This window comes from Acidovorax sp. FG60 (assembly GCF_057808995.1).
Window position 1 is genome coordinate 227,435 of sequence record NZ_JBMDJC010000005.1, and the last position, 26,969, is coordinate 254,403.

At 66.5% G+C, this 26,969-nt stretch carries 30 protein-coding genes; 5 read left to right on the forward strand and 25 right to left on the reverse strand.

Going from position 1 to position 26,969, the window contains the following annotated elements; all coding sequences use genetic code 11:
* Nucleotides 1-104 precede the first annotated feature (104 nt).
* The 3 genes from ACODS0_RS10085 to ACODS0_RS10095 are packed head-to-tail and all read left to right on the forward strand — an operon-like array spanning nucleotide 105 to nucleotide 1,855.
* Complete coding sequence (locus tag ACODS0_RS10085) at nucleotides 105-464, forward strand: hypothetical protein (protein ID WP_055398333.1); 360 nt, start codon at nucleotides 105-107, stop codon at nucleotides 462-464.
* Nucleotides 465-495: 31 nt separating this feature from the next.
* The gene (locus ACODS0_RS10090) at nucleotides 496-1,356 is read left to right on the forward strand and encodes a creatininase family protein (protein WP_488834677.1); all 861 of its coding nucleotides are present in this window, start codon (nucleotides 496-498) and stop codon (nucleotides 1,354-1,356) included.
* A 34-nt stretch (nucleotides 1,357-1,390) separates the two neighbouring features.
* The gene (locus tag ACODS0_RS10095; protein WP_436130800.1) at nucleotides 1,391-1,855 is read left to right on the forward strand and encodes a GNAT family N-acetyltransferase; all 465 of its coding nucleotides are present in this window, start codon (nucleotides 1,391-1,393) and stop codon (nucleotides 1,853-1,855) included.
* A gap of 177 nt (nucleotides 1,856-2,032) precedes the next feature.
* Here the strand turns inward: ACODS0_RS10095 and ACODS0_RS10100 are convergent, their stop codons facing one another.
* The 13 genes from ACODS0_RS10100 to ACODS0_RS10160 all read right to left on the reverse strand — a co-directional run bounded on the left by ACODS0_RS10100 (nucleotide 2,033) and on the right by ACODS0_RS10160 (nucleotide 11,736).
* Nucleotides 2,033-2,704 carry a histidine phosphatase family protein gene (locus ACODS0_RS10100; RefSeq protein WP_488834679.1) on the reverse strand — a complete coding sequence of 224 codons (672 nt, stop codon included), beginning with the start codon at nucleotides 2,702-2,704 and terminating at the stop codon, nucleotides 2,033-2,035.
* Nucleotides 2,705-2,800: 96 nt separating this feature from the next.
* On the reverse strand, nucleotides 2,801-3,784 hold the full coding sequence (locus ACODS0_RS10105) for a threonine dehydratase (protein WP_488834681.1): 984 nt from the start codon (nucleotides 3,782-3,784) through the stop codon (nucleotides 2,801-2,803).
* Nucleotides 3,781-4,422, reverse strand: coding sequence for a LysE family translocator (locus ACODS0_RS10110; protein WP_228898986.1), 642 nt, complete (start codon nucleotides 4,420-4,422; stop codon nucleotides 3,781-3,783). Before ACODS0_RS10110 ends, ACODS0_RS10105 begins: the two co-directional genes overlap by 4 nt.
* Before the next feature lie 5 nt (nucleotides 4,423-4,427).
* Nucleotides 4,428-5,114: a VOC family protein gene (locus ACODS0_RS10115; RefSeq protein WP_488834683.1), complete on the reverse strand. Its 687-nt coding sequence runs from the start codon at nucleotides 5,112-5,114 to the stop codon at nucleotides 4,428-4,430.
* A 29-nt stretch (nucleotides 5,115-5,143) separates the two neighbouring features.
* Complete coding sequence (locus ACODS0_RS10120; protein ID WP_431150877.1) at nucleotides 5,144-6,019, reverse strand: PhzF family phenazine biosynthesis protein; 876 nt, start codon at nucleotides 6,017-6,019, stop codon at nucleotides 5,144-5,146.
* 172 nt (nucleotides 6,020-6,191) lie between these two features.
* The gene (locus ACODS0_RS10125) at nucleotides 6,192-7,055 is read right to left on the reverse strand and encodes a PhzF family phenazine biosynthesis protein (protein WP_176887193.1); all 864 of its coding nucleotides are present in this window, start codon (nucleotides 7,053-7,055) and stop codon (nucleotides 6,192-6,194) included.
* 14 nt (nucleotides 7,056-7,069) lie between these two features.
* Nucleotides 7,070-7,696, reverse strand: coding sequence for a glutathione S-transferase (locus ACODS0_RS10130; protein ID WP_055398324.1), 627 nt, complete (start codon nucleotides 7,694-7,696; stop codon nucleotides 7,070-7,072).
* Nucleotides 7,697-7,865: 169 nt separating this feature from the next.
* Nucleotides 7,866-9,068 carry an aminotransferase-like domain-containing protein gene (locus tag ACODS0_RS10135; RefSeq protein WP_488834686.1) on the reverse strand — a complete coding sequence of 401 codons (1,203 nt, stop codon included), beginning with the start codon at nucleotides 9,066-9,068 and terminating at the stop codon, nucleotides 7,866-7,868.
* Nucleotides 9,065-9,388, reverse strand: a complete 324-nt coding sequence (locus ACODS0_RS10140) for a cupin domain-containing protein (protein WP_488834689.1) — start codon at nucleotides 9,386-9,388, stop codon at nucleotides 9,065-9,067. Before ACODS0_RS10140 ends, ACODS0_RS10135 begins: the two co-directional genes overlap by 4 nt.
* Before the next feature lie 20 nt (nucleotides 9,389-9,408).
* Nucleotides 9,409-9,738, reverse strand: a complete 330-nt coding sequence (locus tag ACODS0_RS10145; RefSeq protein WP_121421313.1) for a DHCW motif cupin fold protein — start codon at nucleotides 9,736-9,738, stop codon at nucleotides 9,409-9,411.
* A 5-nt stretch (nucleotides 9,739-9,743) separates the two neighbouring features.
* Nucleotides 9,744-10,214, reverse strand: a complete 471-nt coding sequence (locus ACODS0_RS10150) for a RidA family protein (protein WP_488834694.1) — start codon at nucleotides 10,212-10,214, stop codon at nucleotides 9,744-9,746.
* Complete coding sequence (locus ACODS0_RS10155; RefSeq protein ID WP_488834697.1) at nucleotides 10,211-11,125, reverse strand: DMT family transporter; 915 nt, start codon at nucleotides 11,123-11,125, stop codon at nucleotides 10,211-10,213. The genes ACODS0_RS10150 and ACODS0_RS10155 overlap by 4 nt, the downstream gene beginning before the upstream one ends.
* Nucleotides 11,122-11,736, reverse strand: coding sequence for a LysE family translocator (locus ACODS0_RS10160; protein ID WP_121421310.1), 615 nt, complete (start codon nucleotides 11,734-11,736; stop codon nucleotides 11,122-11,124). Before ACODS0_RS10160 ends, ACODS0_RS10155 begins: the two co-directional genes overlap by 4 nt.
* Before the next feature lie 147 nt (nucleotides 11,737-11,883).
* Here ACODS0_RS10160 and ACODS0_RS10165 point away from each other — a divergent pair, with 147 nt between their 5' ends.
* On the forward strand, nucleotides 11,884-13,374 hold the full coding sequence (locus ACODS0_RS10165; RefSeq protein WP_121421309.1) for an aminotransferase-like domain-containing protein: 1,491 nt from the start codon (nucleotides 11,884-11,886) through the stop codon (nucleotides 13,372-13,374).
* Between the two features lie 147 nt (nucleotides 13,375-13,521).
* Here ACODS0_RS10165 and ACODS0_RS10170 read toward each other — a convergent pair whose 3' ends face one another.
* The 12 genes from ACODS0_RS10170 to flgB all read right to left on the reverse strand — a co-directional run bounded on the left by ACODS0_RS10170 (nucleotide 13,522) and on the right by flgB (nucleotide 25,944).
* Nucleotides 13,522-14,757, reverse strand: a complete 1,236-nt coding sequence (locus ACODS0_RS10170) for an HDOD domain-containing protein (RefSeq protein ID WP_121508438.1) — start codon at nucleotides 14,755-14,757, stop codon at nucleotides 13,522-13,524.
* Between the two features lie 72 nt (nucleotides 14,758-14,829).
* Complete coding sequence (flgL, locus tag ACODS0_RS10175) at nucleotides 14,830-16,083, reverse strand: flagellar hook-associated protein FlgL (protein ID WP_055398316.1); 1,254 nt, start codon at nucleotides 16,081-16,083, stop codon at nucleotides 14,830-14,832.
* Nucleotides 16,084-16,110: 27 nt separating this feature from the next.
* On the reverse strand, nucleotides 16,111-18,087 hold the full coding sequence (gene flgK / locus ACODS0_RS10180; protein ID WP_055398315.1) for a flagellar hook-associated protein FlgK: 1,977 nt from the start codon (nucleotides 18,085-18,087) through the stop codon (nucleotides 16,111-16,113).
* A 175-nt stretch (nucleotides 18,088-18,262) separates the two neighbouring features.
* Nucleotides 18,263-19,183 carry a flagellar assembly peptidoglycan hydrolase FlgJ gene (gene flgJ / locus ACODS0_RS10185; RefSeq protein ID WP_488834701.1) on the reverse strand — a complete coding sequence of 307 codons (921 nt, stop codon included), beginning with the start codon at nucleotides 19,181-19,183 and terminating at the stop codon, nucleotides 18,263-18,265.
* Nucleotides 19,184-19,198: 15 nt separating this feature from the next.
* Nucleotides 19,199-20,341 carry a flagellar basal body P-ring protein FlgI gene (locus ACODS0_RS10190; protein WP_488834703.1) on the reverse strand — a complete coding sequence of 381 codons (1,143 nt, stop codon included), beginning with the start codon at nucleotides 20,339-20,341 and terminating at the stop codon, nucleotides 19,199-19,201.
* 370 nt (nucleotides 20,342-20,711) lie between these two features.
* Entirely contained in the window at nucleotides 20,712-21,404 is a 693-nt protein-coding gene (locus tag ACODS0_RS10195) for a flagellar basal body L-ring protein FlgH (RefSeq protein ID WP_488834706.1), read from the reverse strand.
* A gap of 29 nt (nucleotides 21,405-21,433) precedes the next feature.
* Nucleotides 21,434-22,216 (reverse strand): flagellar basal-body rod protein FlgG, encoded by a 783-nt coding sequence (gene flgG, locus ACODS0_RS10200; protein ID WP_121421302.1) that lies wholly within the window; start codon nucleotides 22,214-22,216, stop codon nucleotides 21,434-21,436.
* A 37-nt stretch (nucleotides 22,217-22,253) separates the two neighbouring features.
* Nucleotides 22,254-22,994 carry a flagellar basal-body rod protein FlgF gene (gene flgF / locus ACODS0_RS10205; protein WP_121421301.1) on the reverse strand — a complete coding sequence of 247 codons (741 nt, stop codon included), beginning with the start codon at nucleotides 22,992-22,994 and terminating at the stop codon, nucleotides 22,254-22,256.
* Nucleotides 22,995-23,052: 58 nt separating this feature from the next.
* Nucleotides 23,053-24,333 (reverse strand): flagellar hook protein FlgE, encoded by a 1,281-nt coding sequence (flgE, locus tag ACODS0_RS10210; RefSeq protein WP_121421300.1) that lies wholly within the window; start codon nucleotides 24,331-24,333, stop codon nucleotides 23,053-23,055.
* Between the two features lie 39 nt (nucleotides 24,334-24,372).
* Entirely contained in the window at nucleotides 24,373-25,029 is a 657-nt protein-coding gene (locus tag ACODS0_RS10215) for a flagellar hook assembly protein FlgD (RefSeq protein ID WP_121421299.1), read from the reverse strand.
* Nucleotides 25,030-25,044: 15 nt separating this feature from the next.
* Complete coding sequence (gene flgC, locus ACODS0_RS10220) at nucleotides 25,045-25,449, reverse strand: flagellar basal body rod protein FlgC (protein ID WP_121421298.1); 405 nt, start codon at nucleotides 25,447-25,449, stop codon at nucleotides 25,045-25,047.
* A gap of 36 nt (nucleotides 25,450-25,485) precedes the next feature.
* Nucleotides 25,486-25,944: a flagellar basal body rod protein FlgB gene (flgB, locus tag ACODS0_RS10225; RefSeq protein WP_121508441.1), complete on the reverse strand. Its 459-nt coding sequence runs from the start codon at nucleotides 25,942-25,944 to the stop codon at nucleotides 25,486-25,488.
* Nucleotides 25,945-26,164: 220 nt separating this feature from the next.
* On the opposite strand from flgB, the gene flgA reads away from it, so the two are divergent.
* Nucleotides 26,165-26,965, forward strand: coding sequence for a flagellar basal body P-ring formation chaperone FlgA (gene flgA, locus ACODS0_RS10230; protein ID WP_228898966.1), 801 nt, complete (start codon nucleotides 26,165-26,167; stop codon nucleotides 26,963-26,965).
* The last annotated feature ends 4 nt before the right edge of the window (nucleotides 26,966-26,969 follow it).

Below are 26,969 nucleotides of genomic sequence, written 5' to 3' on the forward strand. Positions count from 1 at the left end.
GGTAGCGGGATGGGCGGCGGCGCGCGGCGGTGGGGCGGGCGCTATGCTGGGCTGCAGGGGTTTCTGCCACGCATCATTCCGCGCCGCTCCACCTTCGGTTTTTCATGAACACGCCCTTGCCCTCATCGCCACAGTCGTCTTCTTCGGCCCCACTTTCGCGCAGGGCGGTGTGGGTCTCGCGCACGCTGGACGTGCTGTTGCTGGGGCTGTGCGTGGCATTGGGGGGCCTGTCCTACTACACCTTCTCGCTGTACTGCGAGAGCTTTGGCTGCCTGGGCGTGGGGCTGTTGTGGATGCTGTGGGCCGGGCTGGCAGCGGTGGGCTGGGTGGTGGCTCTGGTGGTACGCGCCTGGCAGCGCCGCCGTGGCCTGGGCAGCTGGGCCAGTGGGTTGGCATCCACCGCTCTGCTGGTGATGGGCGTGGCACACCTGCTGGTCTGGCTGGGCAAGATGGCGCTGAAGTGACGCGGCCCGGAACAGGCCCTAACATCGCGGCATGACCGCTGCCGCCGCGCCCCAATCTGCACCACTCTCCTTGCCCTCGCACTTTTGGGCCGACCTGTCCACCCGCGACTTTGCCGCGCTGCAGCACAGCGGCCAGGCCGATCAGGTCGTGGCGGTGTTGCCCGTGGCCGCCGTCGAGCAGCATGGCCCGCACCTGCCGCTGTCGGTGGACGCCACGCTACTGCAGGGCGTGATCGACGCTGCATTGCCGCAACTGCCTGCCGACCTGCCCGTGCTGTTTTTACCGTCACAGAACGTGGGCCTGAGCCCGGAGCACATCCGCTTTCCGGGCACGCTCACGCTGTCTCCAGCCACGGTGATTGCGCTGTGGACCGAGATCGGTGAATGTGTCGCCCGTGCGGGCATCAAGAAGCTGCTGCTGTTCAACGGCCACGGCGGCCAAGTGAGCGTGATGGACATCGTCGCGCGCGAGCTGCGCACGCGCTGCGACCTGATCGTCTACAGCGCCAGCTGGTTCAGCCTGCCGCTGCCCGAGGCGGTGGCGGGCCAGTTCAGCGCCCAGGAGCACCGCTTTGGCATCCACGCGGGCGAGATCGAGACCTCGATGATGCTGCACTTGGCACCCGGCACGGTGCACATGGAGCATGCGCGGGATTTCCGCTCCACGTCGCAGGACCGGTCGGAGCGCTACGCCATTCTGGGCAACGGCAAAAGCGCCAAGCTGGGCTGGCAGATGCAGGACTACCACCCGGCCGGTGCAGTGGGCAATGCGGCTGGAGCCACGGCCGACAAAGGGCAGGCGGTGGTGGACGCTGCGGCAGGGCAATTGGTGGCGCTGCTGCAGGAGCTGGTGCACCTGCCGTTGCAGACTGTGCGCCCCGAGACCGAATGAGCGCATTTGCGCAACCCCTCCCGTCCGTCCCCGCATGACCACGATCCGGCGCGCCATCTTCCCCGACGATCTCCCCGCAGTCACCGCGATCTTTCGCGAGTACGTCCAGAGTCCGACCGCCAATCTCGATTTTCAGGACTATGAGCAGGAGTTCGCGGAGCTGCCCGGCAAGTACGCGGAGCCCGATGGCGGTGTTCTGCTGGCCGTCGTCGAGGGCCGTGTGGTGGGTTGCGCGGCCCTGCGCCGCGTGGAGGACGGCACCTGCGAGTTGAAGCGCGTGTATGTGCGGCCTGTGGCCCGGGGGATGGATCTGGGGCGGAAGCTGGTCGAGGAGATGCTGCGCGTCGCGAGGGAGGCCGGCTACCGGCGCATGTGCCTGGACGTGCTTCCCGAATTTGTCGCGGCCCAAAGGCTCTATGAATCCTTGGGCTTTGTCACGGCTGAGCCCGTGAGCTTCAACCCGGTGCCGGGAACCCGGTTTCTGGCGCTGAATTTGTAGAGGGGCGGTAAGGTCCCCCAACACGGATTCCGGTGTGGGAGCGGCCTGGAGTCGCGGTGCTGCTGCCTGGCGCAGTTTGGGGGGCAGGAATGTCAGTTTGCTATAAATTACATAGCTTTTAGCGCTTGTCCAATAGGCGCTAGAAGCCAAAAACACCCAAAATTCCGACCGCAGGCGTCAAGCATGCGTCACCCATCCCGCATGCTCCAGCTCGTTCAGGTGCGGCAGCGTGTTGAACGTCTGCAGCATCAGCCGCTTGGGCGAGATCGAGAACTCCGTCACCGCGCTGTTGCGGATGCGCATGTTCAGCGCAATGGTCACCTCGGGTGCGGTGCCCAGCACCTCGCCCACGGCCGTGGAAATGGGGCCGCCACTGCTTACCAGCAGCACGTTGTGGCCCGCGTGGTGGTGGCGCACATGGTCGAGCACAGCGCGCACGCCAGCAGAAAATTCGTTCCACGTCGGCATGCCCTGCGGACTGATGACGCCCGCCATCCACTGCGCCAGCGCGTCGCACAGGATGCGAAAGTGCGCGCGGTACAACTCGGGCGTATCGGCTTTGCCCAGCGGCTGAGGGTGGATGGCCGCGATGAGTGCATGGCTGTCGTATTCGTTGAGGCCCGGCAATTGAAGCACTTGGGGCATGGCCTGCAAGCCTTCGGCAATGCCTTCCAGCGTTTGCGTGTGGCGGCGCAGCGTGCCGGTGATGACGGCGTCGAACGCCATCCCCCGCGCTCGCCAGTATTCGCCCAGGCGCACGGCCTGTTCGCGCCCGCGCGCGCTGAGCACGTCATAGTCATCTGCGCCAAACGAGGCCTGGCCGTGGCGCACGAGGTAGAGGGTTCCCATGCGGCGGATTGTGGCCAGAACAGGGCCCTGGCGCTTGTCACACAAGCGACCAATGCTACTGAATGAATAGCATGGTAGCTTGTGTGTGCAACGGGATCAGCCTGCCAGAACGCCGCTGAACATCGGAGCGTCCACGTTGCCGCCTGTCAACGCCAGGCCCACATGCAAGCCCTGGAGCTGGTCGCGTTCCTGCAGCGCTGCCGCCAGCGCCGCAGCGCCTGCACCCTCGGCCACGTTGTGCGTGTCGGTGAACAAGGCGCGCATGGCGGCGGCCACTTCGGTATCGCTCACCTGCACGATATGGTCGATGTGCCGGGCCATCACGGCCAGGGCTTCGGCGTCGGCCACGCGGCAGGCCATGCCGTCGGCGAGCTGGGTGGTGACGGGCGCCTCGACCACGCGGCCGGCGGCCAGCGAATCGGCGTACGTGGTGGCGTGGCTGCTCACAACGCCGACCACGCGCACCGAGTGCTGCAGGGCCAGCTTGGCCGCGATGGCCGAGCACGCACCCGAGCCTTGGCCGATGGGCACATACACCACGTCGAGCTGAGGCACGGCGCGCAAGAACTCCCACCAATACGTGCTCACGCCGCGCAGCAGGTCGGGGTGGAAGCTGGGCACCATGTGGGCGCCGCGCTGGGCCGCGAGCTGGATGGCGTGTTCGCGCGCTTCTTGGAAGTCGTCGCCGTGTTCGATGAGCGTGACGCCCAGTGCGCGCATGGCAGCGTTTTTCTCGACCGAATTGCCGCGTGGCACGACGATGGTGCAGGCCACGCCGTGGCGGCGCGCGGCCCAGCCCATGCTTTGGCCGTGGTTGCCGCGTGTGGCGCTGATCACTTCCATGGGCAGCGAGCCGCGTTGTGCGAGCTGGTCAAAGTAGGTCAGCCCGCCGCGGATCTTGAAGGCGCCCACGGGCGTGTGGTTCTCGTGCTTGAGCCAGCAGTCGGTGCCCAGGCGCTGGCTGAGCAGGCCCCAGCGGTACTGGGGCGTGGCGGCGAAGTCGCGGTACACCACCTCGGCAGCGGCTTCGATGTCGGCCAGGGTGGGCAGCAGGGCGGTGGGGTCGAGGCGGGTGTTCATGCGGCGGCTTTCTTTTCAGTCAACAGTTTGAGGGCCAGCAGACCCAGGACGGTGCCCATGAAATAGCGCTGGGCGCGCATCCATGCAGCATTGCGGTTGAGGAGCAGCGCCACGCGCGCTGCGCCCAGCACCAGCAGTGCGTTCACGGCGGCACTGGTGCTGATCTGCACCGCGCCCAGCGTCAGGCTTTGTTGCAGCAGCTGGCCGCGCTCGGGGTGCAGGAACTGCGGGAAGAACGACAGGTAGAACATGGCCACCTTGGGGTTCAGGAGGTTGGTCATGAAGCCCATCAGGAACAGCGTGCGCGGGCTGTCGTGCGGCAGGTTGCGCGCCTCGAAGGGAGCAGCGCCGCCGGGTTTGACGGCCTGCCAGGCCATCCACAGCAGGTAGGCGGCACCGGCGTAGCGGATGGCGTCAAACGCCAGTGGCACGGCGGCGAGCAGCGCAGTGAGGCCCAGCGCCGCTGCCAGCAGGTGCACGACAAAACCCAGCACCACTCCGGTCAGCGAGACAAGCCCGGCGCGCGGCCCCTGGGTGAGGCTGCGCGAAACGCAATACACCATGTTGGGGCCCGGCGTGAGCACCAGTACCAGCGCGGCGAGTGTGAAGAGCAGCAGTTCCTGTACAGAGAAAAGCATGGCGGTTACTCCTGAGGGGTGAACGACGAGAGGGTGACCGGACCCCGTGGCGTGCTGAGCTGCGCGGTGAGCCGGGGCGTGTCGCCGGGTGTGATGGCGACGCAGTTTGCTACCCCCACCGCTTCGCACGCGGCCTGCAGCGTGGCGGCCTGCGGATGCTGCAGCGTTAGCCGCTGCAGTTGCACGCCGCTGGCGGGCAGGCTGCTGCACGGGTGCACGCCGCCCCACTGGATGAGGGTGGGCAGGCAGCCGTCCATGAGGCGCAGGCCATCGTGGCGCACGGTGATCTGCCATTGCAGCAGGCCGTTTGGCGTGGGCCGGCTGGCGGTGACGATGGCGCCGCGCTCGATGTCGAGCGCCCCCAGCGCGGCACACCGCTCGGCCACGTCGGGCACGGAGGCCACCCAGTGGATGAGCTGCGGGCCGTGCGCTGCCACCTGCTGCTGCAGAGCCGCATCGTCCATGTCAAACCAGCGCCTTGCGCCCGCTGGTATTGCGGGAGTTGCTCCTGTGTTGATAGCAATGATCTCCAGATAGATGCGCGAATGCGCCGGGCTGGAGACGTTGATGATGCGGTTGTGTGTGCCCATCAGCGGGTGTTCACCGCCCGCAGTGGGGGGGATACCCAGCGTGCGCTCGCACCACGCCACGCCGCTGGCGAGGTCCGTAGCCAACACAACCAGGTGGTCCACGCAGGGTGGGTGCTGGGGGATGGCCGTGGTCACAGCAGCACCTCGCCCGACACGCAGGTGACCGAGCTCCCGCCCACCCAGATGGTGTCGCCGTCCTGCTGCACGTACACCCGCCCGGCGCGCCCCAGGCAGGTGCCTTGGGCGGCCACATACTGCGTGGGGGCCAGCCCGGCGCCGATGAGCCACTGCGCCAGCGCGGCATTCAGGCTTCCGGTGACGGGGTCTTCGGCCAGGCCGTTGTTGCCGGGGAAAAAAGCGCGCACCTCGAAGGCGATGCCTTCTGCGTCCGTGCTGCCGATGACACCCACTTTTCCGCGCGGTCCCACCACGCCCACATCGAGTTGGCCGAGGATGCTGGCGTCGGGCTTGAGCGCCAGCACCTGCTCAGCCGAGCGCAGCATCACCCCGCGCCAGTTGGGGCCGTTGTCGCACCAGGCGTGGTGCAGGATGTCGCTGCGGTCCACCCCCAGGCCCCTGGCAATCAAGGCCACGTCGTCTTCCGCCAGCGGGCCGCTTTTGATCAACGCAGGCGCGGCAAAAGCCAGGCGGTCGCCATCCTGGCGCAGCGTGACCAGGCCCACGCCGCATTCCTGCACCACCTTGCCTGCTACCTGGGGCTTGCCCCCGGCCTGCAGCCAGGCGTGGCAGCTGCCCAGCGTGGGGTGGCCGGCAAAAGGCAGTTCGCGCCCGGGGCAGAAGATGCGCACGCGGTAGTCGGCACCGGCGGCGCGGCCTTCGGGAGTGGGTGGCAACAAGAAGGTGGCTTCGGACAGGTTGGTCCAGTTCGTGAACTCCTGCATGGTCTCAGTGGACAGGCCCGTGCCATCGAGCACCACGGCCAGCGGGTTGCCCCGGTAGGCCTGGGCGGTGAAAACATCGACTTGATGGAAGGGGCGCTGTTGCATGGTGGTCCTTGGTAGAAAAATCGGTGATGCGGCCAGTGAGGTGACGGTGGAGGCACGCCGGGGGCTTACCGGGTGTGTTGCCCGGTGTTTTTGGTGTGGATTCGGTAGGCCCCGTCAGGAGCCCGCAGGCGTGAAATTCAGCCGCTGGGGCGCGGCACGGAAGCCATCAAATTCATAGCAGCACCGTGCCCTCGATGCAGGTGACTGCGCGCCCGCCCACCCAGATCTGGTGATCGTCGTCCTGGCGGATGTGCACGCGGCCGGCGCGGCCCAGGCATTCACCCTGGGCGACCAGATAGCTGCGTGGCGCCAGGCCATCGGCAATCAGCCACTCGGCCAAGCTGGCGTTCAAGGTGCCGGTGACCGGGTCTTCGGGGTTGCCCATGGGGGCGGCAAAGGCGCGCACCACCACGCCGGGCTGGGCGGTGTCGCTGGCGTTGGGACCGACATGGATCACGCCCACGTCCTGGCCCAGGTCTTTCAGGCGCGCGTGGTCCGGCCGCAGGCCCAGCACGGTGTCCGCGCTGTCGAGCAGCAGGCCCAGCCACACTGGGCCGTTGTCCAGCAGTTGTGCCCCCAGGATCTGCGGGGGGCGCAGGCCCAGCGCGCTCGCAATCAGCGGCACCAGGGCCGGGCTGGGCGCGCTGCGCTTCAGGGGCGGGGCGGCAAAGGCCAGGGTGCCATCGGCCTGCGCGATACGCACCAAACCCAGCGCGCACTCCTGGATCACCATGCCCTGCTGGCGTGGCGTGTTGCCCGCCTGCAGCCACGCATGGCAGGTGCCCAGCGTGGGGTGCCCCGCAAAGGGAAGTTCGCCATTGGGGCTGAAGATGCGCAGGCGGTAGTCGGCACCCGCGGCGCGCCCGGCCTCGGTGGCGGGCAGCAGAAAGGTGGTTTCCGACAGGTTGGTCCACGCCGCAAAGCGGCGCATGTCGCTGTCGCTCAGGCCCTCGGCATCCAGCACCACGGCGACCGGGTTGCCAAAACCCGGGCGATCGCTGAACACATCGATTTGCTTGAAGGGACGCTGGTGCATGGGGGGCTCCGGGATCACGACAGGGGCTGGTCCAGCACCCCGCGTGCGCCGGGCCGGGTGCTGACCGTGTTGTACCACCGCTCCAGGTGAGGGCGCGCCACACGTTCTTGTGGCAGGCCCCACCATCGGTGGATCTCGCAGGCCACAGGGATGTCCGCCATGGTGAACCGGTCGCCCGCCATGAAGGGCTGGCGCGCCAGATGCGCATCCAGCAGTCCCATCAGAGGCTCCGTGGCCGCCACGGATGCTGCAATCAGCCCGTCGTCCCGCTGGGCCGCTGGGGTGCGTATCCACTGCACAAAGGCATCGCGCCCGGCCGGGTTCAGGGTGGTCTGCTGCCAGTCCATCCATTGCTCGGCCACGAAGCGCTCACGCAAGGTTTCAGGGTACAGCTCGCCCGGAGAGTGCCGTGCGCACAAGTAGCGCACGATGGGGTTGGATTCCCACAACACGGTGCTGGTCTCGTCGTCTTCCATCAGCGGCACCAGGCCATTGGGATTGCGCTGCAGATAGTCGGCCTCGCGCACCAGCCCGAACTGGCCGCCCGCGTCGGTGCGCTGCACCGTGATGCCGAGTTCTTGCGCAGCCCACACCACCTTGCGCACGTTGATGGACGACAGGCGCCCCCAGAGCCTCAGCATGTTGAATCAACTTTCATGTGCGTTGAACGAACTGTGATGTATGAAGCGGGCGTGGCCCGGCCAGCGGCCGCCGCGCAAGGGCCGCCCCGCCGCGCTGGCGGCGTCCCCCTTCCGCATCGCACAGCGATGTCAGAGAAGGGGGAAGGCGCGCAGCGCCACAGGGGGTTGTTCACTTGTTATCGCGGATGGCCGCTGCCAGCGCAGCAATGCCGGTGGCAATCTGCTCTACCGTCGATGTGACAAACGACAGGCGCAGGGTGCGCGGGTCGGCGTTGTCGGCGTAAAACGCCGCGCCGGGCACGAAGGCCACGTTGCGCTCCACCGCCTTGGGCAGCAGTTCGACGGCACTCATGCCTTCGGGCAAGCGCACCCACAGGAACATGCCGCCATCGGGGCGGTTCCACTGCACACCGAGGCCCTGCATTTCCTTGTCGAGCGCGGCCAGCATGGCCTCGCACTGCTGCTTGTACAGCGCGCGGATGGTGGGCACATGGCGGTCCAGGAAATTGCCCTTCATCACCTCTGCCACCAGGCGCTGGTTGTAGCCGGGCGTGTGCAGGTCTGCGGCCTGCTTGGCCTGCAGCAGCTTGGGGTAAACCGCCTTGGGCGCCACCACAAAACCCAGGCGCAGGCCGGGTGCCAGCACCTTGGAGAACGAGCCCATGTAGATGCAGCCTTCAGGGTTGCGGGCCGTCAGCGGCGCGGGTGGCGGGTTGTCAAACCACAGGTCGCCGTAGGGGTTGTCTTCCACCAGCGGCAGATTCAGTTCAGCGGCAGCCTGCACCAGGGCGGCGCGACGTGCTTCGCTCATGGTGCGGCCCGTGGGGTTCTGGAAGTTGGGCAGCACGTACAAAAAGCGCGCTCTGTTGGCACCCGTGCCCACCTTGGCCTTCAGGTCGTCGATGAGCACACCTTCGTCATCGCTGGCCACGGACACCACGGCAGGCTCCATGGGCGTGAAGGCCTGCAGCGCGCCCAGGTAGGTGGGTGTTTCCACCAGCACGCGGCTGTCGGTGTCGATCAGCACCTTGGCGATCAGGTCCAGCGCCTGCTGCGAGCCGGTGGTGATGAGCACCTGGTCGGCATCCACATCCCAGGGCAGGAAGTCCGCGATGGCCTGGCGCAGCGGGCCATACCCTTCGCTGGCGGCGTATTGCAGGGCGGCGGGGCCGTCATTGGCCAGCACGGCGGCCGAGGCTTCGGCAAAGGCCGAGACCGGGAAGGTCTTGGGCGAGGGCAGGCCGCCCGCCAGGCTGATGATGCCGGGCTTTTCCGTGACCTTGAGGATTTCGCGGATGACCGAAGGGTTCATGCGCTCGGCGCGGCGCGCCAGGGTCCAGGTGCTGGTCTGTGGAAGGTCGTTCAGTTTCACTCTCGTTCTCCTCCGGGCGGTCCCCAAAAGACTACCCATGTTGCAAAGTCGTCAGAAAAATTCTCAAAGCGGTGGTGCTGTCCCGCAGGTACAAAAAAGGCGTCTCCGGCTGCAAAGTGGTGGCGGGCTTCACCTTGCACGAATTCTCCGCTTCCACGCTGGATGAAATACAACTCGTCCTGCGCGTGCGGCTGCTGCGGGTCGTGGCCGCGTGGCGCATACAGCTCCGTGCGCATGCTGCCGTGGCGCAAGAGTTCCACGAACCGCTCACCGGCCGGGCCAGGTAGCTGCTGCAATGCGTGTTCCACGGAGTATTTCACAGGAGTTCCCATCTTCCTGGTCAGTCCACGATGAACAGGGTTGCCCCTTGGGGTGAGCTGGAACGGTGGGGCTCGGCGTTGTCCGCCACCTGGTAGCTCAAGCCCGGCGTCAGCGTGAAACGGCGGCCGTCGGCCAGTTCGGTGTGCAATTCTCCGCTGAGGCACAGCAGCACATGGCCCTTGACACACCAGTGGTCCGAAACGTATCCGGCCGTGTACTCCACCATGCGCACGCGCATGTCGCCGAACTGCTGCGTGCGCCAGAAGGCCTGGCCTGCCTGTGCGCTTTTTTCTTCGCGGGGAATGCTGGACCAGTCGGTGGTGGCAAACGGGATGTTGTGTATCTGCATGGCTGTCAGTCTTTCACGGAAACCACCGCTTCAATCTCCACCGCGAAGCCACGCGGCAGGGAGCCTACGCCCACGGCAGAGCGCGCATGCCGCCCCGCGTCGCCGAACACCTCGACCAGCAGGTCCGAGCAGCCGTTGATGACCTCGGTGTGCTGCATGAAGTCGGGGGTGGCGTTGACCATGCCCAGCACCTTGACCACGCGGCGCACCCTCGAGAGGTCGCCCAGTGCAGCCTTCATCGTCGCGATCAGGTGCAGTCCCACCTCGCGGGCATGGTCCCTGGCTTCTGCGGCGCTGATGTCGCGCCCCACCTTGGGCACGGTGGCCATGTCTTCGCGGGCGGGAGCGCCCTTGCCCGACAGGTACAGTGTGTTGCCGTCGAGGACATAGGCGTCGAAGTTGCCACGGGGTGCGGTCACGGTGGGCAATACCAGGCCCAGCTGCTGCAGGCGTTGTTCCGGGGCGATGGAGGTCATGCGGCGGTTCCTTGGTGAACGGGCATCTTCTTGCCCACAAATACGGTGGCGATCACGGCCAGTGCAAACACCACCGTGACGGTATCCAGCCGCTCTCCCAGCAGCGGCACGGCGAAGAGCAGGCTCAGGAACGGCTGGATCAGCTGGATCTGGCTCACGCGCACGGCACCCAGTGCCAGCGCCCGGTACCAGGCAAAGAAGCCGATCCACATCGAGAACAGCGCCACGTAGACAAAGCCCAGCCAGCTCATGCCGCCGATGGCCGAGGGCATGGCCGGTGCAAACCACCAGGCGATGGGAATGGTCAGCGGCAGGGAGCACACCAGTACCCAGCAGATGACCTGCTCGGCGCCGAGCCTTGGCGTGAGGCGGGCGCCGCCGATGTAGCCGAACGCGCCCGTGGTCATGGCTATGAGCAGATAGATGTTGGCTGCACCCAGGTAGATGCCGCCGGCACGCCACACCATGAAGCCCAGCACCAGGCTGCTGCCCAGCACCGCGCAGGCCCAGAATCCGGCGGAGGGCCTTTGCCGATACCACAGCGCGCCGAGCAAGGCGGTGGACAGTGGCAGCAAGGCGGTGACCACGGCCCCATGCGTGCTGGGCACATGGCGCAGCGCCAGAGCCAGAAACAGCGGAAACCCCACGATCACGCCAAAGGCCGTGATGGCCAGCAGCGGCCATTCTGCTTTCTGCGGCAGGTTGAGGCGCCCGCGCGCATGCTGCAGCCACAGGTAGGCGATGGACAGCAGCCCTGCCACGGCAGCGCGGCCGAATGTGACGAACCAGGGCGACAGCTGCGGCGCGTCGGTGGGCCCCACGGCGAGGCGGGTCATCGGCAGCGTGGCCGCAAACAGGGTGACGCCCACCAGCCCCCAGACCAGCGCCTCGCGTTCTTGTGCGTTGTTCATAGCGCGAGCATCCAAAGGGCAGTGGCAACGAGCACCAGGGCCAGTGCGCGGTTGAACCAGAGCAGGCGCTGGCCCTGCGCCAGCCACTGGCGCAGCAGCGAGCCGATGAGCGCGTAGGCAAAGTTGCTGGTGAACGCAAACACCATCATCACCCCGCAGATGATGGCCAGGCGCTCGCCCGGATTGGTCGAGGGCTGGCCTGCGGCGTTGACCACCCAGCCCGCGCTGAGCGTGAGCGCCAGCATCCAGGCCTTGATGTTCACGAACTGCAGGCCCACGCCCTGCCAGAAGGTCACGTTCAGGCGCGTGGTGTCGATCTCGGTCATCTTGCCTGCCCTGCTGAGCTTCCAGGCCAGCCAGAGCATGTAGGCCACGCCCAGCAGTGTTACGGCCCAGCGCAGCGCGGGCACTCCGGTGATCAGGGCGCCCAGGCCCAGGCCGCTGCCCAGCATGAGCAGCGTCCAGCCTGTGGGCACTGCAAAGCAAAAGCGCAGGGCGCGCTTGAGGCCCAGGTTCGCGGCCAGCGCAGTGGACAAGGTGGTGTTGGGCCCCGGCGAAAAACTCATCGCGGTGCAGAACAGCAGCAGGGCAGTCAGTTCGGGGGCGGTCATGGGCAGGTGGGTCCGGGCTTTATGGCGGGTGGCTTGTCATCGCCTGGGCTTCAATGTAATCTTCGATGTCAGTACACAACCAGTACAGTTAAGCAGCGCAGTTCGTGATCTGTATTGGCTGCGATAACAGTACACAAGGACACCGCCATGCTGATGAAAACCACCACCCAGTCGCTGACCGAGCAGCTGTCGGCGCGTTTCGGCGAGCGCATCCGCAACCGGCTGCTGGCGCCCGGCGCGCGCCTGCCTTCGGTGCGGCAGTGCGCGCAGCAGCATGGCGTGAGCCCTTCCACTGTGGTTGCAGCGTACGACCAATTGCTGGCGCAGGGGCTGGTGGAGGCGCGCAAGAACCGGGGCTTTTTTGTGCGCGAGATGGCCAACGGGTTGCTGGACAGGGGCGCTGAGGACGACGACGCGGGCGCCCAGGAAGTCGAGCGTGCCATGGGCAACTGGAGCACCGCGCACTGGTTTGCCGCGCGGGGCGCCGGGCGCGGTGCAGCGCGGGGGGCGCCGCCCGTCAACGCCACGGCGCTGATTCGGGGCATGTTCCACAAGATCAGCGACAAGCCGCAACCCGGCATGGGCGTGTTTCCGCCTGCCTGGCTGGAGTCCACGTTCATGCCCGCCGCTGTGCGCAAGGTGACCAGCACACGCGCGTTGAATGATTTTTCGCTGCAGTACGGCGAGCCTCTGGGCGACACGGGGCTGCGCCGGGTGCTGTCCAAGAAGCTGGCCACGCTGAATGTGCATGCGGCCCCCGAAAACATCATCACCACCGTGGGTGCCACGCACGCGCTCGACATCGTGAGCCGTACGCTACTGCGCCCGGGCGACCCGGTGATGGTGGAGGAACCCGGCTGGGCGGTGGAGTTTGCGCGCTTGTCTGCTTTGGGCATGCACATCCTGCCGGTGCCGCGCCGTGCCGACGGGCCAGACCTGGAGGTCATGGCGAAGTACTGCGAGGTGCACCAGCCCAAGCTTTACGTGAGCGTGAGCGTGTTTCACAACCCCACGGGCTACTGCCTGTCTCCGGGCAGCGCGCATCGCATCCTGCAGCTGGCCAACCAGTACAACTTCCATGTGGTGGAGGACGATACCTACAGCCACATCGCGCCCGAGCACGCCACGCGCCTCACGGCGCTCGATGGGCTGCAGCGCACCATCTACGTGAGCGGCTTTGCCAAGATCCTCGCGCCCAACTGGCGCATCGGTTTCATGGCCGCACCCCCCGCGCTGGTGGAGCAATTGCTGGACACCAAACTCCTGGCCACGCTGACCACGCCCGCGCTGCTGGAAAAAGCCCTGGCCCTGTGCATCGAACAGGGCCAACTGCGCCGCCACGCCGAGCGCATCCGCACGCGGCTCGACGCTGCGCGTGCGCGCAGCGTGAAGCTGGCGCTGGGCGCGGGCTGCACCTTTGCGGCCGAGCCCGTGGGCCTGTTTGGCTGGGTGGAGACGGGGGTGGACACCGACGCGCTGTCGCAGCGCATGCTCGACGAGGGCTACCTGCTGGCGCCGGGCGCGCTGTTCCATGCAGAGCGCCAACCCAGCACCCTCATGCGCATCAACTTTGCGACCACGCAGGAGGCGGAGTTCTGGAAGACTTTTGCGCGGGTGCGCGATGAGCAGGCACGGTGAGCCGACCCACTGCCTTTGAGCCCATGTCCCAGACTTGCGCTGTCGGCAAATACTGGCGCGGCCCCAGCCAGTGCCACCGTGGAACCGGCTTTGCCGGGCCACCGGTGGCGTCCCCCTTGGGGGAAGACGCGCAGCGGCTCAGGGGGGTTATCTTCGCTCTACTTCCAGGTCGGCCAGCACCCGCAGCAGCGCGCGGTTGACCTCTTCCAGGTCCAGCTCGAACGTCTCGCAGAGGTTGCGAATGGCACTGGCGTCGTCCGTCTCCAGCGCGCAGGCCATCTGCAGGCCACCGGTGTAGGGGCCGGTGCGCAGCACCGTGGCGTCATAGATGCGCTCAGACAAGGGCAGACGGCGCAGGATGGTGCCAAGCGGCTCCCCCAGCAGGTCGTCGATCTGCGACAGCAGACCACACAGGTAGATCTCGCGGCGCAGATCGTTCTCCACGCCCGCGTCGAGCAGCTGTGCGGTGAGTTGGGCACGCATCACCATGGCCTCGCGCACCGGCTGCATGTTGGGGTCGGTGCTGGCATGGGGCAGTTGGTCAGACAGCCAGCGCTTGATGGAGCCGTAGCCCATCATCACCAGGCCCCGGCGCAGCGAATCGATGCCGGTGCGCAGGCCCAGGGCCGCAGAGTTGGTGTACACCATGAAGCGGTACGCCAGGATCGGGTCCTGGCCCATGATGTCTTCAAAGGTTTCCAGCGACTGCTCTGCGTCGATGGCCTTCATGAGCTTGAAGATCACCGCGTGCGATGGCTGCTGGGGATGGTGGCGCAGGCTGTAGAGCACATCTTCGGTGGGCCAGCCGGCCAGTGCCAGGGCGTTGTGCTGGTCCAGGCAATGCTCCATGAGCGCGCGGCTGGCAATGTTCTCGTACATCTGCCCGGCCAGCACCGGGCTGGTGGTGCGCGCGGGCTGCGTGGGGGTGCCGCCAGGGCGTGCGGCGGGGGCCGCCTTCAGGGCCGCCACGGCGTCTTCGGGGCGCAGGGTGAGCAGGCTGTTGTCAAAGCACTGGGCAATGTCGGGCTCGGGCAGCCGACCCAGCTCGCCGCGCCACACGAGCTTCAGGCCCCGCTGGTGGGCGGCCTTGACCAGCGCATAGATGGTGGAGTCGGACAGCCAGTTGCCGCGCACCTCGATCCACGGTGCGCCACGTGGCGCGTGCTCCAGCATGTTGGACAGCAGCTGGTGGCTTTGGGGGGACAGCAGAATCGGGGGAGAACTGGCAGACCACAACTCCTGCAGCGTGCGCAGCAGGTGGGCGGTATCGACCAGGGCCGAGGCCTCGCTGTGCACATAAAGCTGGATGGCCGCGAGCTTGCGGGCGCGGTTCCACAAAGGGCGGTAACCCAGAATCAGGCTGCCAAGGACAGATTGGACCATGTGCTCTTAGGCGGTTGTCTCGTCGTTGGGGCCTGTCCCCGCCCGGGGCTGTGCAGCGTGGGCAGGCCCGCTTTAACTGATGAAATTGAACAGGGACAGCTTCTGAACCTGCGCATAGGACTTGAGTGCTGCCTCGTACCCCACCTGCTGGTTCTGGAAGTCTGAAATTCCCTGGATCATATCGAGATCCTCGGCCCGCGAGCGGTCGCCTTCGAGCTGGATGGAGCGCTTTTCCTGGTCACCTGTGATGCGGTCCGCTCGGTTGAGCAGCTCGCCTGCGTAGCCGCGCATGTTGTGCAGGCGTTCCAGGCCAATGTCCATGTTGCCCAGGGCCTGCCCCACTGCCTGCGCCGCTGCATTGCTGTCGGGGGCGCTGCGGATGTCGCGGATCGCGTTGTCCAGGGTGCTGAACATGCTCGGGCTGGGCTGCAGGGTAATGGTGTCCCCGGTGGCGGGGTTGCCCTTGATGTCGAAGCTCAGGCCCGGGATGCTGGTGATGGCGATGGTCACTGGCTTGTCGGTGGGATAGTCGGGCACCACCACGGCCGGTGACACGGCGCCTGTGGTGGTGTTGGTGAGCGTGTAGGTGGCGGTGGTGGTGCCGGGTGTGGCACCCGGGCCGACCGCGCTGAAGGTGATGGTGTAGTTGTCGCCCGTTACCAGGCTCGGGTCCACGGGGGTGACCGCCGTGGTGTTGAGGAAGCGGCTGGAGGGAATGGCGCTGACGCCTGCGGTGTAGACACCATCGCGCTGCGGGTCGAACATGAAGGCGGCTTCGCCATCCAGGGTGTTGGGAATCGACACGCCACTGCTGGCTGTCTGGCCAGGCAGTCCTTCAAAGCTGTAGTCGGGGCTGGTGCTCAGGGGGCCGAGGAACGGCGCGAGCGCGCTGCCCAGGGCGCTGAGCAGGGGAACGCCGTTGGTGTCCTTGCGGTTGGCCACTTCCAGCAGCTGCTCGCGCAGGCCTTGCAGCTGGTTGGCGATGGTGTTGCGGTCGTTGGGGGTCAGGGCCGCACTGCCGGCGTTCACCACCAGTTCGCGGAAGTTCTGCACCAGGTCCACTGCGTCGCCCAGGGCGGACTCGGCCTGCGCGATGGCGTTGCGCTGCGTTTCCAGGGCGCGCTGCTCGGTCTGGATGCGCGCCAGCCGGTTGATGGCGCGTTCGGCCTGCGCGGCCGACACGGGGTCATCGCTGGCCCGCACCACGCGTTTGCCCGAGGTCAGGTTCTCCTGCAGGTTCGACAGGTTGGTCTGGCGCGTGCCCAGGTTGCGCAGCGCGTTGTCATACATGTTGGCCGTGCCAAGGCGGTAGATGCTGTTACTCATGTCGAACTCCTAACTCCTGTCCCGCCGTCAGCGGCCGAGGCCCTGCAGCAGCGAGTCAAAGATGTTTTGCGCAATCTGGATCATTTTGGACGATGCCTGGTACGCCTGCTGGTATTGGATCAGCCTTGCAGCCTCCTCGTCCAGGTTCACGCCCGAAATCGCCGTACGGTCCCGTTCCAGGTTGGCCGCGATGGTGGTGGAAAGCTCGGCCGCGAACAGCGCGCTCTGGGTGCGGGTGCCCACCTGGGCCATGGCCCCTGCGTAGCCGTCGGAGAGTGTGGACTCGTCGAACATCTTCACGTCCCGCAGGCCCATGAGTGCACTCGCGTTGCCCGCATTGCGCGTGAAGATGTCGCCGTACTGCGGGTCCGATGCATTGCCGATGACGACGGTGTCGCCCGTGTTGGGGCTGCCCTGCAGCTTGATCTCCCAGCCGTTGATCGAGATGGGTGCACCCGGCGTGTAGGGCTGCGCAGCGGCAATGGTGGTGGGTGGCGCAGTGCCCCGGTCCAGCACGTCGTATGTGGTGGGCGGGCCGGCCGTGAACTGCAGCTGGATACCGCCCAGGATGGGGGGCAACGCCGCCGGGTTGGCGTTGGGCGGCAGCACCAGCCCCGGCGGGTTGGGCAGGCCCGTGGCTTTGAGGCCCGCCAGCTGCAGCGTGCCGCCGTTGGAGGTGCCCATGGCCGCGTTGATGGGGTTGGCCGCAGCCAGATCACGCGGTGAGTACACCAGCGACTGGATGTTGGCCGCCGCCGTGCTGAACGGCTTGAACAACATGCGCTCGCCGGGGTTGCCGGGCGTGGTCAGGTTGAAGTTCAGGCCATCGATCTGCAGCGTGGCCAGGTTGGCCGCGTCGGTGAACGGGGTGGACGTGCCGTCCGACAAGCGCACCACCTGCCCGGCCGTGCCGGTGGTAAAGCGGATTTCATAGTCCGACGCCGCGAACTCCGTGGGGCCGGTGAAGGACACCGTGCCCACGCCCGCGCCGTTGGTGTGGCCCGGCATGCTGGCGGGCAACGCGAACAGGTCCTTGCCCAGCGCACCGTCCAGCGTCAGGCCCAGGTTGTGCTGGTCGTTCATCGTCATGCCGATGGCCATGGCCATGCGGCCCAGCAGGTTGCGCCCTTCGGCCAGATCGTTGTTGTTAAAGCGCAGCAGGCCCGACATCGAGCCCCCGCCGAGCACGTTCTCGTCCATCTCCACGGCTGGCGCACCGGGCCGGTTGAAGAACAGCTTGATCTGACCGCTGCCGGGGAACGCCGTCGCGTCATCGATGGACAGGCTGGTGGCCGTGGTGCCCAGCACCAGCGGCTGGCTGCCCGCCACAAACAGGCCCACGGTGCCATCGTCAGCTGGGATCTGCGTGGTCTGCACGTACTGGTTGATGTCGCGGATGATCTGGTCGCGCTGGTCCAGCAGGTCGTTCGGAGTCTGGCCATTGCCCTTGGCGCGCGCGATCTGCTCGTTCACGCTGGCCATCTGCCCGGCCAGGCTGTTGACGGCGGTGATGCTGCTTTGCAGCTGTTCGGTCACGGTGTACTGGATTTCGTTGATGCGGTCGGCGGCCGCACGCATGCGCGAGGCGGTTTCGTCCATGCGCGTGAGCACCACGGTGCGCGCAGTGATGTCCGTGGGGGCGCTCACCACGTCCGAGAACGCATTCATCATGTCATTGATGGCTGCACCCAGGCCCGCCGTGCCGCCGCTGAAGACCTCCTGCAGCTGGCGCAGGCGCTCGGCCCGCACGATGTCGGACGACTGCACCGAGCCCGCCGTGGCCGACTGGCGCGTGAGCAGCTCGCTCTGGTTGCGCAGGATGGTCTGCACATCCACGCCCTGGCCGATGTAGCCGCCGCCTGTGAACTGGCCCTGCACGGTCTGCAGCACCACGGTCTGGCGCGAATAGCCGGGCGTGTTGACGTTGGCAATGTTGTGGCCCGCCGTCTGCAGCGCCACCTGGTTGGCCAACAGGGCGCGGGCGCCGACGTTGAGCAAGCTCATGACTCACCTCGCATTTCAGTGATCCCCAGCGCTGCCTGCACCCCCAGCGCGTGAGACTGGCGCGGCCCTAGCCAGCGCCCCCGCGCAAGGGCCGCCCCGCCGCGCTGGGGGCGTCCCCCTCCCGCGAAGCGAGAGAGGGGGAAGGCGCGAAGCGACTCAGGGGGTGTTTGCATGGTCAAGCCTGCGCGCGCAGCGTGCGCAGCACGCTATTGATGGCACCACCGAGCTTTTTGGCGTACTCGGGGTCGGTGGCGTAGCCCGCCTTTTGCAGCGCCGAGGCATAGGCCATGGCCGAGCCGGACTGGGCGACGGATTCGGCCTTCTCGTAGCGCGGGCTGTCCTTGATGAGCTTTGCGTAGTCCCGGAACGAATCCTCGTACGAGTCGTAGGCGCGGAACTTCGCCGTCACCTTCTGGGCCTTGCCGTTGATGTATTCGGTGGTGGTGATCTCGGCCACCTTGCCTGTCCAGCCCTTGCCGGCCTTGATGCCGAACAGGTTGAACGAGTTGGAGCCGTCCTTGTGCTTGATCTCGCTCTTGCCCCAGCCGGTTTCGTGGCCCGCCTGGCCCAGCATGAAGCTGGCGGGAATGCCGCTCTCCTGGGCCACGCGCTCGGCTGTGCCCGAGAGGTGCTGCACAAAACCATCGCGGCCCTTGGGGGCGGGTCCAGCGGCCTCGGCCGGTGTGCCGGTGGCCGAGGACGCTGCGCGGGGTAGCGCCTGCGGCAGGCTCAGTGTGGAGGGCACGGAGAAATTCGCGTCGGCCCCGCCCATCTGGCGCGAGAGCTGGCGTGCAATCGCTTCAGACAGCCCGCCTTGCTGGCCCGACATGCTGACCGAGAGCTGCTGGTCCAGCATGTCCTGGCCCAGGTTGGCCTGCTCGCCTTCCATGAGGCCGGATTTCATCGTGGCGTCGCGCATGCTCTTGATCAGCTCGCGCATGAACAGCGACTCGAACTGCTTGGCGACCTCGCGCGTGGTCTGGGCGTTGTTGGCCGTGCCCGCGTCGTACTTGAGCGAATTGAGCGAGCGGATGTCCACCGCCAGCGCATTGGACGTGCTGCTGGTGGTGCTGGACGAGGGCAGGGTGAGGGCCATGTTTGCTCCCCGGGGTCAGATCACTTCCAGCTCGGCGTTGAGGGCGCCGGCGGCCTTGATGGCCTGCAGGATGGCCAGCAGGTCGCCCGGCGTGGCCCCCAGCGTGTTGAGCGCCTTGACCACGTCTGCCAGCTGGGGTGAAGCCGGCATCTGGATGATGTTTCCCGGTTCCTGGTTGATGCGGATGTCGCTTTGCTGCGCCACCACGGTCTGCCCTTGCGAGAGTGGAGCGGGCTGGCTGATGACGGGCGTGGAGCTGATGGTGATCGACAGGTTGCCGTGTGCAATGGCGCAGGGGCCCAGCGTCACGGCCTGGTTCAGCACCACCGAGCCGGTGCGTGCATTGATGACGACCTTGGCCGAGGGGGTGGACGCCTCCAGGGGCAGTTCTTCCAGGTCGGCGATGAAGCCCACGCGGGCGCCGGGGTCCAGCGGTGCGCGCACTTGCACGGTGCGCCCGTCGAGCGCCGTGGCCAGGCCGCTACCCAGTTTGGTGTTGATGGCCTGCGCCACGCGGCGTGCGGTCTGGAAGTCCGAGGCATTGAGCCCCAGGTTGATGGTGTCGCCCTCGTTGAGGGGTGTGGGCACGGCGCGTTCGACCTGTGCGCCTTGCGGAACCCGGCCTGCACTCAGATGGTTGATCTGCACCTTGCTGCCGCCCGCCGAGGCGCCCGCGCCTCCCACCACCACATTGCCCTGGGCCAGGGCGTAGATCTCGCCGTCGGCGCCGCGCAGGGGCGTGACGATGAGCGTTCCGCCCTTGAGCGACTTGGCGTTGCCCATGGAGGACACGTTGATGTCGATCATCTGCCCGGGCTGGGCAAAGGCCGGCAACTGTGCCGTGACGATCACCGCCGCCACGTTCTTGAGCTGCAACTGGTTCGCCGTACCAGGCGGCAGGCTGATGCCCATCTGCTGCAGGTAGTTGGACATGGCCTGCGTGGTGTAAGGCATCTGCGTGGTCTGGTCGCCCGTGCCGTCCAGCCCCACCACCAGGCCATAGCCCGTCAGCTGGTTGCTGCGCACGCCCTGCACCGCCGCCACTTCCTTGATGCGCAAGGCATGGGCAGGCACCGCCACACCAGCAGCCACGAGGGCCAGCAACAGCCACAGCGCGCGCACGGGGCGTGACAAGAAGGAGTGGGACAAGGCTTTCATGACACCGATTGTGGGCGGCCCCGCCAGGAACTAAAACCCAAAAAGAAGCGGGTTCACCGGCCTATTGCATGGGTTCCCGAGCGGGTGGGAAACGGCGGTGGCGTACCGTGCGCCCGGGCGGTTGGTCCGGGGCAGGCTGCAAGGTGAAATATGAATAAAAATGCCCGCTAGCGCTTTATGGATAAGCGCTAATAGCTATAAATATAATAGCTTTCTTGGGTTGACTGCTTTGGGCCAAGGGACATCGCATAGCCCATTGCTTGTCAAAACTGGCGCGGCCCAGGCGCGGGCCGCCGCGCAAGGGCCGCCCCGCCGCGCTGGCGGCGTCCCTCCTCAGGGGGGAAGGTGCGCAGCGACTCAAGGGGGGAGTCTAGAACGGCGTGATCGTGTTGAAGACCCGGTTCATCCAGCCCAAGGCCTGGGCTTCGTTCTGTGCGCCACGGCCACGGGATTCCACCCGCACATTGGCCACCTGGGTCGAGTTGACAATGCTGCCCGGCTGCAGCGCGCGCGGATCGATGGTGCCCGAGAAGCGCAGCACATCCACGTTCTGGTTCACGCCGATCTGCTTCTCGCCCGTCACGACCAGGTGGCCGTTGGGCAGCACGTCCACCACGGTGGCGGTGATCGAGCCGGTGAAGGTGTTGGCGCTTTCGGTGCCGCCCTTGCCCGAGAAGGTGCTTTCCGAACCGGCGCCGAGCGTGGTGCGGTCGGCCAGCGACTTTTTCACGAAAGGCAGGTTGGTGATGCCGGCCGAGGCCTCCGAGGTACGGTCCACGGTGGACGAGGATTTCTGGCTGGCCGTCACGTTCTCGACGATCATGATCGTGACGTTGTCGCCCACCAACCGTGCGCGGCGGTCTTCGAACGCGGGGCGGTAGCTGGCGTTGTGGAACAGGCCCCCGGTCACGGGCGGTGGTGCACGGTGCACTGCGGCCAGTGGTGGTGGGGTGGTCGGCAGGATGTCCACCGGCGGCGGCGGCGACAGGGTGGCGGCGCAGCCTGTGAGCAGCAGCGCGCCCACGGCGGTGGGCAGGGCAAAAAGGCGTGTGAACGGCAGCATGGCGAACGCTCCTGGTGTCGGCATCGGGATCACAGCTGGCTGAGCTTGGCCAGCATCTGGTCCGAAGTCTGGATGGCCTTGGAATTCATCTCATAGGCACGCTGTGCCTGGATCATGGTGACCAGCTCTTCCACCACGTTGACGTTGGAGGCTTCCAGAAAACCCTGCTTGAGAATACCCAGCCCGTTGGTGCCGGGCGTGCCCTGCTGGGGCTGGCCCGAGGCGGCCGATTCCTTGAACAGGTTCTGGCCAATGGGCTCGAGGCCGGCCGGGTTGATGAAGGCCGACATCGCCAGGTTGCCCAAGGGCTGGGGCTGGGTGTTGCCCTGTACGGTGGCCGACACCACGCCGTCGGCGCTGATGGTCACGCTCGTGGCGTTGGCGGGCACCGTGATGCCGTTGGCCACGGGCAGGCCGCTGGAGTTGACCAGGCGGCCTTGCGAATCGACCTGGAACGAGCCGTCGCGCGTGTAGCCGATGGTCCCGTCGGGCATGGTCACTTCCAGAAAACCATTGCCGTTGATGGCCACGTCTAGGTTGTTCTTGGACTCCTGCAGGCTGCCCTGCACGAAGTTGCGGCTGGTGGCCACCGTGCGCACGCCCAGGCCGAGGTGCAGGCCGGTGGGCAGCTGGTTCTGCTCGGTGGTGTTGGCACCCACCTGGCGCAGGTTCTGGTAGATCAGATCCTCGAACACCGCGTTGTTGCGCTTGTAGCCGGTGGTGGAGACGTTGGCCAGGTTGTGCGAGATGACGTCGAGCTGGGTCTGCTGGGCAGACATGCCGGTCTTGGCGATCCAGAGGGAGTTGATCATGGTGCTTCCTTTTGGCGTGGCGGCGCGGGGCGCGACCTCAGCCGTTCATGCTCAGCAACTGGCTGGCGGTCTTGTCGTTGGTTTCGGCGGACTGCAGCAGGCGCATCTGCTGTTCGAACTGGCGCGATGCGGCAATCATCCCGACCATGCTTTCCACCGGATTCACGTTCGAGCCTTCCACTGCGCCTGCCAGCATGCGGGCGTTGGCGTCATTGGCAATCGGGTCGCCGGACGTGGTGCGAAACAGCCCGTCGTCGCCGCGCTTGAGCGGGTCTTCCGGGGTGGGAGTGGCCAGCTTGAGGCGGCCAATGGCCTGCGCGGGCTGGCCCGCTGCCTTGGCAGTGACCGTTCCATCCGAGCCCAGCGTGACTTCGGCCCCCGGCGGGACATCAATGGGCGCGCCGCCATCGGACAGCACGGGCAGTCCGGTAGGGGTGAGCAGCTGGCCCGTGGCCGACACCTCAAAGGTGCCTGCGCGGGTGTAGGCCTCGGTACCGTCAAGTCCCTGCACGGCAAACCAGGCATTGCCCACGGCCATGGCGTCGAGGTTGCGGCCGGTACGCTGCACGGGGCCGGGCGTGCTCACATGGCCCGAGGTGGCCTCCAGCGCAAACACACGGGTTTTGGAGCCATCGCCCTGGATCGGGACCGAGCGGAAGGTGGACATCTCCGCACGAAATCCCTGGGTGGAGGCGTTGGCGAGGTTGTTGGACAACACGGCCTGCCGGTGGGCGGCCGCGTTGGCGCCCGTCATCGCGGTGTAAATGATGCGGTCCATGGGGGCTCTCCGTTGTCCAGGGCTGTTTCAGTGCAGATTTCTTACGAACCGTTCCCGATCAACGCAAGTTCACCAGGGTGGACATCACCTGGTCTTGCGTCTTGATGGTCTGGGCATTGGCCTGGTAGGCGCGCTGTGCGGTCATCATGTTCACCAGCTCGGCGGTCAGGTCCACGTTGGAGTCTTCCAGCGCGCCCGAGCGCAGCGACCCGAAGTTGCCGTCGGTGGCCGTGCCAGCCACCGGCTGGCCGGATTCAAAGGTGGCGACCCAGTTGTTGCCGCCTACCGAAGCCAGGCCCTGCGTATTGCGGAAGCTCGACAGCGCCAGCTGGCCTTCTGCACGGGTCACGCCGTTCGAGTAGCGGGTCATGATCATCCCGTTGTTCTCGATGTTGATGCCCGTGAGCTCGCCCGTGGTGTAGCCGTCCTGGCTCAGGTTGGAGACCGAGAACTTGTTGCCGCTCTGTGAGACTTTGTCCAGGCTCACCGCCACATCAAACGCGGGCAGGTTGTTGGGGTTGGGCGGGGTCGGGTTCACGTTCAGCGTGAGCGCGAAGCCCGTGGCGGGGGGCGTGGCCACGGGGGCCGTGATGGCGCCATTGTTGTCAAACGTGATCTGGCCTATAGGAGTTGCCACCACGGGAGGCACTGCCGTGGGGTCGTCCAGCTGGTCGTACACGTCCCAGGTGTTGTCGGTGGCGGTCTTCTGGAAGTACAGGCTCACTGGCTTGGCCACGCCCTGGCTGTCGAACACGTTGATCGACGTGCCGTAGGTGGCGCGCGGTGTGGCCGGGATGGGCGGCGTGGCGGCAGGGTCGCCGGCCGCATCGGTGGCCGTGGCCGGCAGGTTGAATGCTGCCGTGATCGTGGTGGTCTGCTTGGCAGGGATGGGCTCGGAGGTGGGGAACACCATCGGGATGGGGTCGGTGCCCGAACGCAGGCCGGTGACCGGGTCCACGGGGTAACCCATCACGTTGGCGTTGTCGTTGGTGATCATGTTGCCCTCCTTGTCCAGCTTGAAGTTGCCGGAGCGGGTGTAGGCGGGTGTGCCATCGGGCAGCGTGAGCGTGAAAAAGCCGTTGCCGTTGATGGCGACATCCAGGCTGTTGCCCGTGATCGTGAGATTGCCCTGTGTGAACTGCTGGGAGACCGCGCCCACTTCGACGCCGATGCCCGCATTGGTGCCGCCGGACGAGCCGATGGCGGACGCCACCATTTCGGCAAACTCGGCCCGCGAGGCCTTGAACCCGACGGTGTTGGAGTTGGCGATGTTGTGCCCGATGACGTCGAGGTTCTTGCTGGCGGCGTTCAAGCCAGAGAGGCCTTGCTGAAAACTCATGGTGTTCTCCTGATGGGGGCTATCACTGAATCGGCCGGGTTAGACCAGGGCCTTGATCTGGCTGTAGTTGATGGTTTTTCCGTTGGCCAGGGTCAGCACCAGCTGGCCGTCCTCGGCACCTGCGGCCGTGACCTTGGACAGGGCCAGCGACGTGCTGTCGATCTTGGTCGAGCCATTGACGGCACTGACGCGGAACTGCAGTCCCTCGGTGGAGCCGGTGTACTTGCTGGCATCCCACTCGAAGGTGTGGCGCCCTGCAGCTTTGGCACCCAGGTCCATGGTCTCGATCACCTGGCCGCCAGCGGTCATCACCTCGACCTTCACCTTGGTGGCGGCCGAGGCCAGCTCAAAGCCACCCTTGCCGGCCTTGTCGGCCACGGCCAGCGTCGAGCCTTCGGTCATCACGTTGCGGCCAATCAGGGCCGTGCCCTGCATCACCTGCAGCGAGTTGAACTGCGCCGACATGCTCTCCATCGTCTGGTTGAGCTGCTGGATGCCGGTCACCGTGTTGATCTGCGCAATCTGCGAGGTCATCTGGGCGTTGTCCAGCGGGTTCATCGGGTCCTGGTTGTTCAGCTGTGCAACCAGCAGTTTCAGGAAGCGGTCCTGCGCGGCTGCAGGGTCGGTGGCGGCGTTGGCCTTGGTGCCGGTCGCATCGGTGACCGTGGGCGCGCTGGTGGCGGAGTTGAGGATCATGGTGGCGTCCTAGAGTTACTGGCCCATCTGCAGGGTCTTGAGGAGCAGCGACTTGGCCGTGTTCATGACCTCGACGTTGTTCTGGTAAGAGCGGGAGGCAGAGATCATGTTGACCATTTCCTCCACGGCGTTGACGTTGGAGTGCGTCACATAGCCTTCCGCGTCTGCCGACGGGTGGCTGGGGTCGTGCACGCGGCGGCCGGGAACGTTGCTTTCGTTGATGGAGCTCACGCGCACACCGGCCGAGCTGTCCGCGCCCATGGGGGCGGTCTGGAATACCACCTGGCGCGCCTTGTAGGCCTGGCCGTCGGGGCCTGCCACGGCATCGACATTGGCCAGGTTGCTGGCCACCACGTTGAGCCGCTGCGACTGCGCGCTGACGGCGCTGCCCGAGACGCTGAAGATGGAGAACATGGACATGGGGAGACTCGCTTTCTGCGCTGCACTGCGGATGGCTTATTGGCCCTGGATCGCGCTGAGCATGGTTTTGGCGTTGCCGTTGATGAAACGCAGCGTGGCTTCGTAGCGCACGGCGTTGTCGACAAAGTTGGCGCGCTCGCGGTCCAGGTCCACCGTGTTGTTGTCCAGGCTGGGCTGGGTCTGCACGGAATAACCCAGCGTGCCGGGTGCGCCGGTGCCCGTGCTGGCCGCTGGCAGCGGAATGTGGCGGGGGTCTGTGGCGCCCTTGGCCCCCAGGTTGCCCGTGGTGCCCACCGAGCCACCCGTGGCCAGGCGGGTCACGCCCGAGCCCAAGCCCGTGGCTTCGCGCATCGCATCGCCAAAGCTGAAATCGCGTGCCACGTAGCCCGGGGTGTCAGCGTTGGCGATGTTGCTGGCGATGGCGCGCTGGCGCTCGGCACGCAGCACGAGCGCGTTGCCGAGAAAGTCCAGCCGGTTGGTCATCTTGTCAAGCATGGTTGCCTCACACCCTGGGTTGCAATAGGAGCCGGTTGGGGGTTTCCGGCGTGGTTCGATTGTGAAAGCCGCCGCTTTTTTCTAAAGCGCGAAGAACGCGGAAATGGGTGCGCAGTTTCGGGTTTTGCGCAGGGCTCGCCTGCCTATAGTTCCAGTCGTGAAAGAGTCTTTGCCGCCCCGCGCGGTCAGACCTGTTGACCTGCGATGCCCAGGAGGCCCCATGCCATCGATCTTCGTTTTCCCCTTCGTGTCCCCTTTGGTTCGCGCTGGCGCTCTGGCGATCGCCGGGCGACGTGCTGTGGCTCGGCACGCTCTGGCGGTGGTGCTGGGGTTGACTGCAGTGGCTGGCAGCAGCGGGGCCGCGCTGGCCCAGGCGGCAGCCGACCCGAGTGCCGACCTGGGCCCGCTGACCCAACGCTGGCTGGATGACGCGATGTCGCGCAACCAGGCCTCCGGCTTGCCGCTGCGTATGGAAGTGAGCGTTGGCTCACTCGACTCGCGGCTGCGGCTGGCGCCGTGCGCGCGGGTCGAACCCTACCTGCCGGTCGGCGCCCGGCTGTGGGGCCGCACCCGCCTGGGGCTGCGCTGTGTCGAGGGGCAAACCGCATGGAACGTTTACCTGCCGGTGACCGTCAAGGCATTTGGCCCGGCTTGGGTGCTGACCGGCCCGGTGGCTCCGGGGACGGTGCTGACCGCCAATGACGCCACCGAGGCGGAAGTGGACTGGGCCGAAGAGTCGGCAGCCGTGATGGCCAACCCGGAAATGTGGGTCGGGCAGGTCGCCGCGCGCCAGCTGGTGGCCGGCCAGGCATTGCGCCAGACCATGGTGCGGCCCCCCCAGCTCTTTCGCGCAGGCGCCCAGGTCAAGGTGATTGCCCAGGGCCCCGGCTATGCAGTCACCTCCGCAGGGCAGGCCATGTCGGCAGGCGCTGCGGGGCAGATTGTTCGCATCCGCATGGATAATGGCAGGATAGTCAGTGGAACTGTGAATGAGGTTGGGACAGTGGTCGTCGCTCTTTGATGAC